This window comes from Streptomyces coerulescens (assembly GCF_042657965.1).
In the GTDB taxonomy this organism is placed as follows: domain Bacteria; phylum Actinomycetota; class Actinomycetes; order Streptomycetales; family Streptomycetaceae; genus Streptomyces; species Streptomyces coerulescens.
The window spans coordinates 12,498-27,785 of sequence record NZ_JBHSKM010000050.1; the positions used below are offsets into that span (position 1 = coordinate 12,498).

Here is a 15,288-nt window from a genome sequence, read left to right on the forward strand (position 1 = left end):
CTACTCCGTTCCGTCGTCGCGGGTGGGTCGGGCGGCACGGGCGCGGCGGGAACTGGGACGGATGCGGGGGGTGCCGGCCGGAGCACCCGCGTCGAGCAGGGGGATCAGCTCGGCCACGGTCGGGGCGTCGAAGATCCTGCGCATCGGCAGGTCGATGCCGACGGCGTCCCGCAGCCGTGCGACCAGCTGCATGGCGAGCAGGGATTCGCCGCCGAGGTCGAAGAAGTTGTCGTTGACCCCGATGCCGTCGATGCCGAGGACGTTCTCCCAGATCCCGGCGACCTCCTTCTCGCGGGCCGTACCGGGGGGTGCGTAGGGCACGGTGAGGTCCGGCCGGCGGTTGAAGGAACGTCCGGTGGGTGCGGCGGTGGGCCGGGCCGGGGTGCCGGCGGTGGGCGCCGCGGCGCGTCGGGCGACGACGAGCGTGTGGTCCGGCTCCTCCTCCCCCTGGGCACCGGTGAACGCGGTCACGTCGGCGAAGCCCTCGTCGGTCAGGACACGGCTCCACCGGGCGGTGTCGAGGAGCGGCGAGTGCTCTCGCAGATCGTCGTCGTAGTACCACCAGCCCTCGTAGAGGCCGGTCGTCATCAGTGACCAGCGCTGCTGGCGCGTCGCCTCCAGCAGGACGAGGATCCCGTCCGGCACCAGCAGGGACCCGGCGTTGTGCACGGCCCGGCGCACGTCCGGTGTGGCGTGCAGGACGTTGAAGGCGAGCACGAGGTCGAACTCGCCCGGCGGATAGCCCTGTTCGGAGGGGTCACGGGTGATGTCGAGGACTCCGAACTCCATGCCCTGAAGCGCCTTCTCGCGCGCCCGGCGCTGGCCGTCGAGCACGAAGGACCGGCCGAGGTCGGTGAAGTGGTACTCGACTCCGGGCAGGGGGCGCAGTTCCTCGGTGACGCTCCAGGTGAGGTAGCCGCGTCCGGCTCCGATCTCCAGGATCCGGACGGGGCGCGGGCGTGCCTCGGCCACGAGCCGGGCCACGGTCTCGGCGACGAGACGGCGGTGGAGCGGGATGTCGCTGTAGGCGAGGCGGCGGTCGATGAGGGCGCGCTGGCGGTCGTCGGTGCCGTCCGGGAGCAGTACCTCGGTCCCCGCCACGGTGCCGTCGAGGACCTGCCGGTAGTGGCGTACGCAGTGTTCGAGGAAGGCGATGTCGTCGGCCTCGTCCGGGAAGGCGTCCAGGATCTCGCGGGTGACGGCCGACGGTTCCGGCACCTCGTTCACCGCGTCGGTGAAGCGCAGCCGAGTGCCGTCGGCGGCCAGGATGCCGTCCTCGACGAGCAGCCCGAGCAGGGCGTCCAGGAACCGCCGGTAGGCGGGGACGGTCCTGAAGGCCCGGTGCACGGCGTCCGGCTCGACGACGGTGCCGGCGGCGGTGTCGACGCCCGCCTCGCGCAGTACGGCGCGGACATGGGCCACGGCCAGCCGGTCCAGGAGGTCACTGAGCCGCCGGGGAAGCCGGCGGGCCGCGTACTCGGCGTGCAGTCGCTCCCTGTCCTGTGCCATGCGGGGCAGTTCGGCCGACAGGGCCACCGGGAAGGGGCCGCGGGCCTGGCGCGGGGCGGCGGGCGCCGGCGTGCCGGACGGCCGGTGAGGTTCGATCCAGTGGCGGTGCCGTGCGAACGGGTAGCCGGGCAGGGGCACACGCCGGGCCGGGCCGCGTGTGGTCAGGGCGGGCAGTTCCACGTCGACGCCGTAGGTCCACAGCCTCCCCACCGTGTCGAGGAGGGCACGGCCGTCGGGTTCCTGGGCCCGGGGGTGGCGCATGGCGGGCAGGACGCGGGTGCCGGGTTCGGCCTGGGCGCGCACGAGTCCGGTCAGGGCGCGTCCGGGCCCCACTTCCAGGACGATCGGCCTGCCGTCGGCGAGGAGGGTCTTCAGACCGTCCCCGAAGCGGACGGTCTCTCTCGTGTGCCGCGCCCAGGAGGCGGGTGAGGTGGCCTGTTCGGGCGTGACCCAGGTGCCGGTCAGATTGGAGACGTAGGGAATCCGCGGCACCCGGAGCGGTACGGCGGACAGGGCCGCCTCGTAGCTGCCGAGGACCGGGTCCAGCAGGGAGGAGTGGGCCGCCGCCCCGAAGCGGATCCTGCGGTGCGGCACTCCGCTGCGCAGCAGCCGGCGCTCGACGTCGTCGAGTTCGTCCCGCCGCCCGGCGAGGACACAGGACCGCGGTCCGTTGACGGCGGCCAGCGACAGGCCGTCGGTGAGCAGGGCGCGGGTCTCCTCCTCGCCGAGGTCCACGCCCAGCATGCCGCCCTCCCCCGCGGCGCGGGCGAAGAGTTCCTCACGGCGGACCACCAGGGGGAGTACGTCCTCCAGCGAGATCACTCCGGCCAGGCACGCGGCCGTGTACTCACCGATGCTGTGGCCGAGCAGGGCGGCGGGGCGGATGCCCCAGGACATCACCAGCCGGGCCAGGGCGTACTCGGTGGCGAGCAGGGTGGGAAAGACGCCGGGGGCCGAGGACCGCCGGGCGGGGCCGTAGAGCAGGTCCCTGAGGTCGGGTTCGAGAACCTCCCGCAGGATGTCCGCGCACCGGTCGATCTCCTGCCGGAAGACGGGCTCGCTGTCGTAGAGGCCACGGCCCATGTCCGGGTGCTGGGATCCGGCGCCCGGCAGCAGGAAGACCACCGGCGGATCGGCTTCCGCCACGGCGGAGGGGGCTCCGTCGAGGCCGGACAGCAGACGACCGGCCTCGTCGGTGGTCCCGGCGACGAGGCCGCGGCGGTAGGGGTGGACGCGCCGGCCGGTGCGCAGGGTGTGGGCCACGTCCCCGAGCGGCAGCCCGGGATGCGCCCGCAGGCGGTCGGCCAGCTCGGCGGTCAGGGTGTCGAGGGCCTCGGGGGTGCGGGCCGAGAGGGTCAGCAACTCGGCCCGGGATGGCTGCGCTTCCGGCCGGGGCGCGCCCTGCGGCTCGATGTGCGCGGGCCGGGGCGCCTCCTCCAGCACGACGTGCGCGTTGGTGCCGCCGATGCCCAGCGAGCTGACGCCGGCCCGGCGCGGCCCTTGGCCGGCTTCCCAGGGCCGGCCGGTGTCGGGCACGTAGAACGGGGTGTCGGCCAGCCCGAGGAGCGGGTTGGGGTCGCGATAGTGCAGGCTCGCGGGAATGGTGCGGTGCTCCAGCGCCAGGACCGCCTTGATCAGTCCCGCGACGCCGGCGGCGGCATCGGTGTGGCCGATGTTGCTCTTCACCGAGCCCAGGGCGCAGAAGCCGGTGCGTCGGGTGGTCTGGCCGAAGGCCCGGGTGAGGGCGGAGACCTCGATCGGATCGCCGACGGGGGTGCCCGTGCCGTGGGCCTCGACGTACCCGATCGTGTCCGCGTCCACTCCGGCCACCGCCAGGGCGGTCACGATCGCCTCCGCCTGCCCGGCGGCGCTGGGGGCGGCGAATCCGACCTTGCGGTCACCGTCGTTGTTCACCGCGCTGCCCTTGATGACGGCGTGGATGTGGTCGCCGTCGGCGAGGGCGTCCTCCAGGCGTTTGAGCAGGACCGCGCCGAGCCCCTCGCCGGGGATCATCCCGGTGGCGGCGGCGTCGAAGGGACGGCAGTGGCCGTCCTCGGAGAACGGGCCGTCCTTGACGTACCGGTAGCCCTGGCGCAGTGCGGGGTTGAGGGCGACGCCGCCGGCCAGGGCCATGTCGCAGCGGTGGGCGAGCAGGTCCTGGCACGCCAGGTGCACGGCGACCAGGGAGGTGGAGCAGGCGGTCTGCACCGACACGCTGGGGCCGGTGAGCCCCAGTTCGTAGGAGACCCGGGTGGCCAGGGTGCTGTTGACGTTGCCCAGTTGGGCGTGGTGCAGGGCGACGGTGTCCTGGTCCCGCAGGCGCGGGTGGACGTGGTCCAGGAAGTAGCGGCTGAGCAGACCGCCCGCGTAGACGCCCACGGAACCCGTGCCGGTGCCCGGGCCGTAGCCGGCGTGTTCGAGTGTGTGATGGGCGCACTGCAGGAACAACCGCTGCTGCGGGTCGAGGAGTTCGGCCTCCGCGGGCGGGTAGCCGAAGTACTCGGCGTCGAACTCCTCGATGCCGTCGACCACCGAGGCGACCTTGACGAGGTAGGGGTCGTCCAGCCGGGCGGGATCCCCGCCGGCCGCCAGGTAGTCGGCGTCGTCGAGCGGGAGGACCGACTCCCGGCCGGCTGCGAGGTTGTCCCACAGCTCGTCGAGGTCGCGGGCTCCGGGGAAGCGGCCGGCCATGCCGATGATCGCCACGTCCGAGCCGTCCATGTCGCTCCACCCGACGTCGTCCGGCGATCCTGCCGCGGCGTGTTCGCCGCCGTGTATGGAGTCCGGCTCCGCTCCGTGTGCCATGTCGTCCGTCATGCCTCTCGCCGCCCTGTGTCGTCCGCCGTACGGTTTCGCCGGCGCGCGGTGTTGCCGGCGTCCGCCGCGCGTCGTGCCGCCGCCCTGCGCTGCCGCAGGGCCCGTTCGCGCGCGAGCCCGAGGTCCGCCGTTCCGCCGGGCGCGCCGCCGGGCGACAGCCGGGCGGCGAGGGAGGTGACGGTGGGATGGTCGTAGAGGTCGACCAGCGCGATGTCGTGTCCGAGGCGGCGGTAGAGGTTCTGCGCCCGGACGAGCAGGAGTGAGTTGCCGCCCAGGTCGAAGAAGTTCTGACGGACGCCGACTTCGGGCCGGCCGAGGAGGTCGGCCCAGATGCGGGCTATCTCCCGTTCGAGGTCGCTGCCGGGGGGATCGAGGGCCGGTGTGCCGGATCCCCGCGGCTCGTACGGCAGGGCGAGCAGGGCCCTGCGGTCGGTCTTGCCCGCGCTGGTGAGGGGCAGGGCCGGGGTCAGGTGCAGTTCGTCGGGCACGCTGTAGTGGGGCAACCGGGCCGCCAGCCAGTCGGACAGCTCCGCCGTGGTGGGGGCGGTGTCCTGCTCGGCGACGCACCAGGCGGCCAGGCGGTCGCCGCCCGGCGCTCCGCCGCGTACGAGGACGGCGGCCTGCCGTACGGCGGGGTGCGCGGTGAGAGCGGCCTCCACCTCGCCCAGTTCGATCCGGAAGCCGCGCAGCTTCACCTGGTCGTCCCTGCGTCCGGCGAACTCGATCTCGCCGTCCGTCCGATAGCGGCCGAGGTCCCCCGTCCGGTAGAGCCGGCCACCGGGCTCGTCGGCGTAGGGATCCGGTACGAAGGCCTCCGCGGTGCGCCGGGGGTCGTGGAGGTATCCGCGGGCCAGGGGCATGCCCCCGATGTACAGCTCGCCGGTGACGCCCACGGGGACGGGGCGCATCGCCTCGTCGAGGAGGTGGATCCGGGCGTTCGGGTTGGGCCGGCCGATGGTGACGACGGCGCCGTCCGCGCGCTCCGAGAAGACCCGGCAGCTGACCCCGATGGTGGTCTCGGCGGGGCCGTAGCCGTGGTACATCGTCGCATCCAGGCGGGCGCGGAAGCGGCGGTACAGCTCGGGGGTGAGGGCTTCGCCGCCGCACCACAGATGGCGGATGGACCGTGCCTCGACCGCGATGTCCTCACGTTCCAGCAGGACGTCCAGCATGGAGGCGACGATGTAGAGGAACGTGACGCCCTCCCGGTCGATCACCTCGGCGAGATGACCGACGTCGCCGTGGCCGCCGGGGTCGGCGAGCACCAGGCGGGCGCCGTTGACGAGCGGGAGGAAGATCTCGTTGACGGAGATGTCGAAGCCCATGGGGGCCTTGTGCAGGACACGGTCCTCGGCGGTCATGCCCAGCAGGGCGGACTGCCACACGAGGCGGTTGGCTATCGCCTGGTGCCGGATCATCACGCCCTTGGGGACGCCGGTGGAGCCGGAGGTGTGGATGACGTAGGCCGCGTTCTCCATGTCGACGCCCGCCGCGGCGGCGGCCGGGCGTTGGGTGGATCCGGCCGGTGCGGACAGGTCGAGGACAGGCGCTTCGAGGCCGGAGGGGACCGGTGATCCACGGCCGTCGGTCACCACGAGGACGGGGCGTGTGTCGCGGACCAGGGCCTGTATGCGCTGTGCCGGCAGGGCGGGTTCCAGCGGCATGAACGCGCCGCCGGCCTCGAGGATCGCCAGCAGGGTCACGACCAGCGTCGGGGTGCGCTCCAGATGGACACCGACGACGGTCTCCGGGCCGGTGCCCAGGGCGCGCAGTCGCCCGGCGAGTTCGGTCGCCCGGCGGTCCAACTCGGCGTAGGTCAGCGTCTCGTCACGGGCGACGACCGCGGTCCTGCCGGGGTGGCGCCGGGCCTGTTCCCGCACGAGCCGGTGCAGCGGCCGGGTCTCGGCGGGCTCGTCGTGGGAGCGGCTCCAGGAGGTCAGCGCTCGGCGTTCCTCCTGCTCCGTGAGCAGGGGCAGTGCGCTGAGCGGTGTGCCGGGACGCAGGGCCGCCGCGCGGACGAGGGTGACCAGGTGTCCCAGCATCCGCTCGGCGGCCTGTTCGGTGTACAGGTCGGCGCGTGCGGTCAGGCCGAGGGCGATGCCCTCGTCGGTCTCCCGGGCCTCCACGACGAGGGGGAAGCGGGCCGAGCCGTTGTGGTGGGGGTGTTCCTCGAAGAGCAGGGTGGGGGTGCTCACCCGGCGCGGCTTTTCGGTGACGAACGAGAACACGGCGTCGAACAGAGCGGCCTGCCCCACCGCGCCGGCCGGCCGTACGGCCTCGACCACCTGGTCGTAGGGCACGTCCTGGTGGGCGAAGGCGTCGGCGCAGGTGTCGCGGGTGCGCAGCAGCAGGTCCCGGAAGGCGGGGTCGCCGCCGAGGTCGGTGCGGAGCACCACGGTGTTGCCGAAGTTGCCGAGGACGTCCTCGAATTCGGCCCGGCTGCGGTTGACGACGGGTGAGCCCACGGCGATGTCGGCCTCGCCGGTCCAGCGGTGCAGCAGCGTCTGGTAGGCGGCCAGGAGCACGGTGTGGAGGGAGACGCCGCAGGTGCGGGCCAGGGTCCGCAGGGCGTGGCTGTCGTCACGGGTCAGGAGGGCGTCGCGTCGCACCCCGTCGGTGGGGGCGGGCCCCGGGTGCCGGTCCGGGTCGGCCGGCAGGGCGAGTGCCGCCGGGTGGGGCAGCAGCCGCTCTCGCCAGTGGGCGAGCTGGTCCGCACGGGCGTGGCCGGCGCCGTCCTGCTCCCAGCGGGCGAAGGCGGCGTACTGCACTCCGGTACGGCCGGCCTGCCGAGCGGGGTCGCGGTAGCGGGCCACCAGCTCGTCGAACACCCGCCCCCAGGAGGTGTCGTCGAAGGCGATGTGGTGGACGCTCATGCTGAGCAGGTGGTCGTCGGCCGCGAACCGGAACAGCCGGAAGCCGATCGGCGGTTCGGTGTCGAGGCTGAAGGGCCGGCGCCCGTGTTCCTCGATGACCCGGCCGGCCGCCGCTGCCCGGTCCGGCGGCGGTACCTCGCCGAGGTTGGTCATCGGCAGCGCGACGTCGGCGGGCGGGAGCACACGCCGGGTCGGCGTCCCGTCGTCGGCGGCCGGGTAGACGGTCCGCAGGATGTCGTGTGCGGCCACGAGCCCGGTGAGTGCCCGGGTCAGTGCGGTGTGGTCCAGTGCCCCGATGAGCCGCATTCCCCCGCACAGGTTGTACGTGATGTCGTCGGGCCGGAGCTGCCGCAGGAACCACATGCGCCGCTCGGCGAACGACAGGGGTCCCGGCCCTGAGTCGTCGTCACCTTCGTCGCCGGGCCGCACCGCAGGATCCGGTACGTTCAACCCGGCCTCGGCGAGCAACAGCCGGGCCAGTTCCCGCCGCTGTTCCTCGGCGGAGAGTTCCATCTCTTCGTCGGTACTCGTCACTGCGTCGGGTCCCCTGTTTCTCGGCTCGGGACAGTTTCCTTCGAACGCCCTTGAAAAACCCCGTCGCTTCCTGGGGAATGAACTCGGCGGACGCTGCGGCAAATCGCCTGCATCGGCCTCGAAAGAACGTAGCAGCACGTCATCGGGGCGTCGTCCAACTCCGGTATCCATTACCGCCTCCAACCATGGTTTCGGCTTTCCTGTGCGGCCTTGCCCGGGATCGACGGGTATAAGTAGGCTCACGTTTCCGCGTAGGGGCGGGAAGGGTATGGGAGGGCAATCGTGAGTGCCGAGGCGACGGGTTCTCGTGGCTGGCTGCGCCGGCATCGGGGGCCGGTGGGGGCGCCGCGTCTGGTGTGCTTTCCCCATGCCGGCGGGGGCGCCAGTTCGTACCAGGACTGGGTGCCGAGTCTGTCGGCGAGGGCCGAGGTGCTGGTGGTGCAGTACCCGGGCCGGGAGGACCGGTTCGGTGAGCCGCCCGCTGCGACCATGGAGGCCCTGGCGGACGACATCGCCGCGGCACTGCCGTTGTCGGCGGAGCGGCCGCTGGTGCTCTTCGGGCACAGCATGGGCTCGACCGTCGCGTTCGAGGTGGCACGCCGGATCGAGCACAGCTGCCCGGGAGGACTGGCACGGCTGTGCGTGTCGGCCCGCCCGGCTCCGCACGCCGCGCCGCGGTCGCGGGTTCACCTGCTGCCGGACGACGAACTGGTGGCGGACCTGCGCGCCTTGGCGGGCACGTCCGACACGTTGCTGGACAACGTGGACTTCCGTGCCCTGTTCCTGCCCGGGATCAGGAACGACTACCGACTCATCGAGACCTACCGCCCGGATCCGGGGGCCTCGATCACCGCGCCCGTCTCAGCCTTCTGCGGTGCGGACGACCCTCATGTCCGGCCCGAGGAGATGCGGCGCTGGAGCGAGGTGACGGCCGGGTCGTTCACCCTGCGGACCTATTCCGGAGGGCACTTCTACCTCAACGACCATCACTCGGAGGTCGTGGAAGCGGTGGCACACCACCTGGGCGCGCCGGTCTCCGGCTGACCTTCCGGCCGGGCGGGCGGGAACGCCGGGAGCAGGCCCTCATGCGCTCCAGCGGCCTTCTGCCACGGTGCCGGCGAGGCCGGTCTCGTAGGCGAGGATCACCGCGTCGACGCGGTTGCGCAGCACCAGCTTCCGGCAGATGCGGTTGAAGTGCGACTTCACGGTGGCTTCCGAGAGCACCAGCACATCCGCTATCTGCTGGTTGGTCAGCCCTTGGGCGATCATCTGGAAGACCTGTGTCTCACGCCGGGTGAGCTGGGAGAGTTCGCGGGACGGCCGCGCGGCGGTGGCACCGGGGGTCCGGCGCAGCGCCGTCAGCACCTGCCCGACGATGCCGGGGCTCATCGCCGCGCCGCCGGTGGCCACGTCCTTGACGCCGGAGACGATCTCCTCCGAGGAGTCCCGTTTGAAGAGGAATCCGCGCACCCCGATGCGTGCGGCACCGAGGACCCAGTTGCCGGCCGGGCTCTCCTCGGACGCCAGCAGCACCACGGCGGGGGGCTCCTGAGCGTCTTCGACGAGTGAGCGTACGACGTCGAGGATGTCCGGACCGGGCAGGCAGACGTCCATCACCACCACGTCGGGCTGGTGCGCGCGGGCCAGCTCCAGCAATGAGGTGCCGTTGCCCGCCTCCCCTTGTACCCGGAAGGCCGGCTCGCTCTCGAACAGCGCCCGCAGCCCGCGGCGGACCAGTGGTTGTTCGTCGGCGAGCAGCAGGCCGGTACCGAGTCTGCTGGCGGTCGGCCGGAGCTGCGCTGGTCGTATCGCCTCGTACCGGCCCGTGCCTCGCATGACAAATATGCCCCCGTCTTCAGGATTCCCAGCGGACAAGTGGTCTCGTGCCCGGCGGCGCGTCCACGCCGCAGAGAACCGTCTGCAAACTCCTACAGTTTATGTGGGCAACTGGTGAAACAGAGACCTGTTTTCAAGTTGGCGCGATCTTTGTTATCCGATGCGATTCCCCACCGGGCCGACGGGGATGGTTCGGCTGACAGGCCAGTTTTACCGATGTATTGTACAGTGAAAACCATTGTCAATTCCGAATGCAGGCCCTTGTTTTAGCCATTCTCCGGACGTCCGGTGCCTGACGCCCACTGGAGCGCACGCAGCGCCTCCCGGTCGGCCTTCCCGTCCGGGGTCAGGGGCAGGGATTCGAGCAGGACCAGCCGCCCCGGCATCGGCACCCCACCCCCGTGCGCGCGCACATGGGCACGGAGTTTGGCCGGGCTGAGGTTCTCCACCCTTCCGTACCACGGCCGGCTCACCGGGCTGCGCGGCGGAGCGGGCTCGTCGGGGAAGCGCACCGCCGGGGGTGCCGCGCCGGTGCCGTCCCGCCGGATCAGGGCGGCGTCGAAGGAACCGTCGGGCAGGGAACGGGCCCAGCTGAGCCGTACCTCGTAGGGGAGGTCGTCGCCGAGCGCCCAGACGTCCTCCGGATCGACGGCGTCTCCCACCGCGGCCGACACCGCCCGCCGCACCTCGGCGACCGGCTCGGGGCGGTCCGGGCGGGCGAGCAGCTCGGCGGCCAGGTGATGGGCGAGCACCCGCGCGTTGGGGACGCCGAGCAGCCCGACGGCCTCGGGGCGTTCGTTCTCCAGGTGCCGGCGCAGGGAGTCCGCGCTCCAGCGCCGCTGGTCCCACGGCTGCCACTCGGGGACGACCGCCGCGCCGCCGGGCAGCTTGTCGAGGCGTATCACCGCGTCGTAGCGGAACCGGTTCATCTCCGTCCCGTCGGCCCCCCGGCGCGGCAGGATCTCCACCTGGACCACCCGGGGCAGACGGTCCATGAGGCCGGTGAAGTAGCTCGGGTCGATGAGGAGTTCGGTGCCGGTGCAGCAGCGCCGCTCGGCCAGGGACTGCACCTTCTCGCTGGACGCCCGCTCCGGCGCCCTGGACAGTTCGAGGCCGGCGCTGAACGCCCGGTGCACCGCCGCCGAGCGCACGTCGCCGACGAAGAGGAACCCTCCCTCGTCCACGACGTCGACGGCCTGCCGAACGACCCAGTCGAGGTACTCCTCGTCCGGGAAGTACTGGGACACCGAGTTCGCCACGAAGCCGTCGACGGAGCCCGGCGTCACGTCCGAGAGGTCGTCGGCGGCCGCCTGGCGCAGCTCCAGGCCGGCGGGCGGACGGCCGCCGAAGGCGTCCCGGATCCGCTGCACGGCCCGCGCGGCGACATCGCTGGCGACATAGCGGTCGGTACCGCCGACCAGCCGGTGCAGCAGCAGCCCGGTGCCGCATCCGACCTCCAGGATGCGGCGGGCGCCCAGTGCCTCGATCCGGGCCACCGTGGCATCGACCCAGGCACGCATGTCCCCGTCGGTCAGCTCGGCCCCGGTGTAGCTGCTGAGCCAGCCGCGCGTGTCGAAGGTCGGGTCGTCCGGTTCCGGCTGCGCGTAGACGTGGTCGTACACGCCCTGCCATTCGGCGACGTACTGCCGCCCCAGCGCCGCACCGTCGTCCACGACCGCGTCGTTCCGGTGCGGCACGACGTACGCCGTGTGGGACGGGGACCCGTCGGAGTCGTGACCGACCAGCACCACCGCGCGGTCGACGCCGGGGTGGGCGGCGAGCACCGACTCCAACTCCGCGGCGCCCTCACCAACGGGTGCTCCGGCATCGAATGCAGACATGCTGGCCGCCTCTCGGGTATGCGTCAACGAGCGGAATTCGCAGACATGTTACGCAGCCATTTAACGCCCCGAAAAGGCACGCAGAGGCGGGTCCGGTCGTGCATCCGGCGTTGCAGAATCGACCGTCGGACTCAACTCCCGGTCGCATGAACGAATACCTACCCTGGTTGGACGACTCGGACCTGTAGACGTTGATACCGTCCTGGCCGAACGGTGCCCGGGTGAGGGCAGAAACACCGGAGCAGCTACCGTCGGGGTGATGACTGAGATGTCGGATATTTTCATGGGTGAAATCCCCGTGTGGGGCTCCGAGTGCGTGCAGGAATTACAGGAGGTCCTGCTGTCGGAAGAATCGCCCTTTCCCTGCACCTTCGCGGTGTCGGGAGTCAAGAGGAACAGCCTGCGTTTCGGCTTCGTGGAATCCCTCGACGACGAGAAGACCTGGGGGCGGCTCAACGACCTGCTCACGGCCTATCTCGACGAGTACCGTGAACTGGGGCGCGAGACCTCGCTGGTGGTCTTCTTCGGACAGGAGGAGGGCGCACCCCCTAAGACGCTCCCCGAGTACCGGGAGCGGTTCTGGTCGGTGCTGCAGCACCTGCACGACACGGACACCCGGCCGTGGCCCGCGGACGTCCCGCGGGACGCCGAGGACGCCTGGTGGGAGTTCAGTTTCGGCGGCACGCCCGTCTTCGTCGTCTGCAACACCCCGGCGCACACCCTGCGCCGCAGCCGGCACAGCCCCGTCTTCTTCATCACCTTCCAGCCGAGGTGGGTCTTCGAGGGGCTGGAGGCCGACACCCCCGCGGGAGCGGCGGCGCGGCGCACCATACGCAGGCGGCTGGGCCGCTACGACGCCGTCACGGCCTCACCGGTGCTGGGTTCGTACGGCGATCCCGGCAACCGGGAGTGGCGCCAGTACTTCCTCCCCGACGCCGAGGAGGCGTCGGGCGAGGAGCCGCGCTGCCCCTTCCGGCACCGCCCGGCGGACGATGTCCCCGCAGGTCAGGCGACGGGGCGGGACAGCACCAGTCGCCGGACGCCGAAGATGGTCGGCGAGTCGTAGTACACCGGCGCCTCGGCGAAGGTCAGTTCCTTGCACCGCTGAAGCAGCATCGTCAGAGCGATCCTCGACTCCATGCGGCCGAGCGGTGCGCCGATGCAGAAGTGGATGCCGTGCCCGAAGGACAGATGCGGGTTGGGTGACCGGCGGATGTCGAAGGTCTCCGGATCGTCGAACTGACGCTCGTCGTGGTTGGCCGACAGCACCCAGCTCGCCACCAGGGAGTCGGCCGGGATGTCCACGCCGCCCAGGGTGGTCTCACGGGTGGTCAGGCGATACACCAGGGGCGCCGGAGGACTGAACCGCAGGACCTCCTCCAGGGCGGCCGGGGCGGCATCCGGATCGCTGCGCAGCGCCGACAGCGCCCCGGGGTTGGCGTCGAGGCCGACCAGGGTGTTGCCGAGGAGCAGCGTGGTGCTGATGTGGCCGGCCAGCAGCATCATCAGGGTGATGGTGAACACCTCGCTCTCACTGAGGCGTTCGCCGTCGACCTCGGCAGCCACCAGCCGGCTCAGCACGTCGTCGGACGGAGTGCGGCGGCGCTGTGCGGCGTGGTCCAGGATGTAGGACTGCATCTCGAGGAGCAGGTGGGCCATCCTGTCGGGCACCTGCAGCCGGGCCGCGTCGGTGGCTCCGGCGTCGTGGTTCGCGGACACCAGGGCGTCGGCCCAGCCGCGGAACATGGCGTGGTCCGACGCCGGCACGCCGAGCAGTTCGGCGATCACGGTCACGGGCAGCGGGTTGAAGTAGGCCTCCACCATCTCGACCTCGTCGCGGCCCGCCATCGCGTCCAGGAGGCCGGTGGTGATCTCGGTGATCTTCCCCTCGAGTTCCTGCACCGCGCGTGGGGTCAGTGCCTGGCTGACGAGTTTGCGCAGCTGGTGATGGCGGGGCGGGTCCGTGACGCTGAGATGACCCTCCAGCAGGTTCGGCACCGGCCGCTCCCCCGGGGCGGTCTCCGGCGGCTGCGACGTGGCGGGGACCAGCCGGTTGAAGTCGGACGAGAAGGTCTCGGGGTCCCGCAGCATCCGCTGGGTCTCGGCGAAGCCGAAGACCTGGCAGGAGCGAGTGGTCTCGTCCCACAGCACGGTGTTCTTGCGACGGTTTTCGGCCAGCCATTTCCGTAATGCTCGTCCGCCGTCGATTCCACTCGACGGCGGGGCCGTCACGGCATCGTTCATATTCGCTCCCTTTAACTTGCCACCGGACCGCCCGGCGGCAGAGCAACCATAACCACAGGATGACGGACCGCCCAAGGTCATTGTCACTCAACTCCAGGTTGTGGTCGTTCTTTCCAACCCTGGTTTGACGACGTCCACCGGGCCGTCTTGCTAACTTGCCACCTGCTGGAAAGGGATACGGAAGCTCCCCGCAAACATCGAAGAAAGGGAAATCCATGGCCCCTGTTTCGCGGATAAAGAGCACTGAGGACGATCCCAACGGAATAGTGCGGCGTTACGCTGCGAACTCGCCCCTGCGCAGTGCCACCGCGGAGGAGCTGGTCAACGAGGACAACCCCTTTCGACGTCCCGTCCGCCCGCACGATCTGGGCTTCCTCGACTACGGCAAGCCGCTCACGGCCGATCTGGTCCTGCGGCTCAGCTCCCTGCTCGGCCACCGGATGCTGCGCACCGTCCACGACACCGACGTGTTGTTCGTGCCGGGCGGCGGCGAGGGCCACCCGAGCGTCGACGACGCCGCGGCGTTCCGCTCGACGGAGAACCGGATCCGGGGGCAGCAGGCGGCACGCGTGCTGGAGCACCACCTCTTCGACTGGTTGTCCGCCGAGCACACCCCGTTCGAGGGCGGGCTCCCCGAACTCGTCGGCCATGTGCAGGGCGTCGCCGAGGAGCGACGCGGCGCACCCGGCCGCGCCCTCGACGTGGCCCGCTCGTGCCGGCACCGCCGGGCGGCGGCGACGTTCGCGCTCGTCCAGCTGACCGCGGACCGGCCCGCCGTCCACAGCGCCGTCGGGCGGAACCTGGTGGGCGACTACGACACCGCCCACCCGACGCTGCGCGGTCTGCTGCTGGAGGACTTCCAGGGGCGCACCACCCGGGCAGGCTCCTACCGCCGCCTGCTGGCCGACGCGGAACTCTCCGCGGAGCCGTACGCCTACTGGCAGTTCTTCCTGTCCTCGGCCCTGGCCGGCGCCAACCATCTGCACCAGGTGGCCCGCGACCACGCGCGGCTGGCGGAGTTCCTCGGCGCCTGGGTGCACCACCGCATCGACGAGGCCGCCACGGCCGAGGGGTACGCCGGCATCGTCCAGGAGGCCTTCGGCACCGACGCTCCCGCCTACTTCACCGACGCCCCGCGGGAATCGGGCGACAGCCTGGCCGCGCTGACGGAGGAGTTGCTCGCCCCGCTGGTGCTCCGGTTCGGCAAGCAGGCACTGGGCTCGTTCCACCGGGGGTTCGAGGACGCCCGGCGACTGGCCGCGGTGGCGGACCGGGATCTGGCCGTCCAACTCGACTGGGCCGACCGGCTCGACGAGTACCGCGTCAAGGCCGAGAAGCTCGACGCGATCATCAAGGAGAACGACCTCCAGGTCGATCTGGAGACGTTCGTGGAGTCGCACGAGGAGACCTCCACGACCCATGTCCACGACGACCACCGGCTCGTCGTGGTCGAGATCGGGCAGATGCACTTCTGGAACAACGTGGACCAGATGATCCCGATGAACGAGGGCGACAAGCTGCTCATCCCCGCCGAGCGGCTGCACGGCTCGATGGTGCGCTCCGGCACCTGCACCTACCACCAGCCGGTCATCTCCGAGGACCTGCTGGCCCAGGTCTGACCCCGGCCCCTCCCC

At 71.5% G+C, this 15,288-nt stretch carries 8 protein-coding genes; 3 read left to right on the top strand and 5 right to left on the bottom strand.

Annotated elements, in window-relative coordinates; translation table 11 throughout:
• On the bottom strand, positions 1 to 4,326 hold the full coding sequence (locus ACFPQ9_RS42465; RefSeq protein ID WP_380865319.1) for a type I polyketide synthase: 4,326 nt from the start codon (positions 4,324 to 4,326) through the stop codon (positions 1 to 3).
• Positions 4,323 to 7,733: a non-ribosomal peptide synthetase gene (locus ACFPQ9_RS42470; RefSeq protein ID WP_380865321.1), complete on the bottom strand. Its 3,411-nt coding sequence runs from the start codon at positions 7,731 to 7,733 to the stop codon at positions 4,323 to 4,325. Before ACFPQ9_RS42470 ends, ACFPQ9_RS42465 begins: the two co-directional genes overlap by 4 nt.
• A 282-nt stretch (positions 7,734 to 8,015) precedes the next feature.
• Between ACFPQ9_RS42470 and ACFPQ9_RS42475 the strand changes: the two genes are divergently transcribed.
• Entirely contained in the window at positions 8,016 to 8,777 is a 762-nt protein-coding gene (locus tag ACFPQ9_RS42475) for a thioesterase II family protein (RefSeq protein ID WP_380865324.1), read from the top strand.
• Positions 8,778 to 8,816: 39 nt separating this feature from the next.
• Here ACFPQ9_RS42475 and ACFPQ9_RS42480 read toward each other — a convergent pair whose 3' ends face one another.
• Entirely contained in the window at positions 8,817 to 9,569 is a 753-nt protein-coding gene (locus tag ACFPQ9_RS42480; RefSeq protein ID WP_380865326.1) for a LuxR C-terminal-related transcriptional regulator, read from the bottom strand.
• Positions 9,570 to 9,835: 266 nt separating this feature from the next.
• Positions 9,836 to 11,410 (bottom strand): methyltransferase, encoded by a 1,575-nt coding sequence (locus ACFPQ9_RS42485; RefSeq protein ID WP_380865329.1) that lies wholly within the window; start codon positions 11,408 to 11,410, stop codon positions 9,836 to 9,838.
• Positions 11,411 to 11,669: 259 nt separating this feature from the next.
• On the opposite strand from ACFPQ9_RS42485, the gene ACFPQ9_RS42490 reads away from it, so the two are divergent.
• A complete protein-coding gene (locus tag ACFPQ9_RS42490) occupies positions 11,670 to 12,476 on the top strand; it encodes a YqcI/YcgG family protein (RefSeq protein WP_380865331.1) in 807 nt (268 codons plus the stop codon).
• Here the strand turns inward: ACFPQ9_RS42490 and ACFPQ9_RS42495 are convergent.
• Positions 12,416 to 13,654: a cytochrome P450 gene (locus tag ACFPQ9_RS42495; protein WP_380865333.1), complete on the bottom strand. Its 1,239-nt coding sequence runs from the start codon at positions 13,652 to 13,654 to the stop codon at positions 12,416 to 12,418. The two genes, ACFPQ9_RS42490 and ACFPQ9_RS42495, sit on opposite strands and share 61 nt — an antisense overlap.
• A 215-nt stretch (positions 13,655 to 13,869) precedes the next feature.
• Here ACFPQ9_RS42495 and ACFPQ9_RS42500 point away from each other — a divergent pair, with 215 nt between their 5' ends.
• Positions 13,870 to 15,273 (top strand): cupin domain-containing protein, encoded by a 1,404-nt coding sequence (locus tag ACFPQ9_RS42500; protein ID WP_380865335.1) that lies wholly within the window; start codon positions 13,870 to 13,872, stop codon positions 15,271 to 15,273.
• Positions 15,274 to 15,288: the final 15 nt, after the last annotated feature.

What these genes read in the sequence shown, in the direction of transcription:
- ACFPQ9_RS42465 (WP_380865319.1), bottom strand. Translation starts at nt 4,326, where the DNA reads ATGACGGACGACATGGCACACGGAGCGGAGCCGGACTCCATACACGGC.
- ACFPQ9_RS42480 (WP_380865326.1), bottom strand. Translation starts at nt 9,569, where the DNA reads ATGCGAGGCACGGGCCGGTACGAGGCGATACGACCAGCGCAGCTCCGG.
- ACFPQ9_RS42485 (WP_380865329.1), bottom strand. Translation starts at nt 11,410, where the DNA reads ATGTCTGCATTCGATGCCGGAGCACCCGTTGGTGAGGGCGCCGCGGAG.
- ACFPQ9_RS42490 (WP_380865331.1), top strand. Translation starts at nt 11,670, where the DNA reads ATGACTGAGATGTCGGATATTTTCATGGGTGAAATCCCCGTGTGGGGC.
- ACFPQ9_RS42495 (WP_380865333.1), bottom strand. Translation starts at nt 13,654, where the DNA reads ATGAACGATGCCGTGACGGCCCCGCCGTCGAGTGGAATCGACGGCGGA.
- ACFPQ9_RS42500 (WP_380865335.1), top strand. Translation starts at nt 13,870, where the DNA reads ATGGCCCCTGTTTCGCGGATAAAGAGCACTGAGGACGATCCCAACGGA.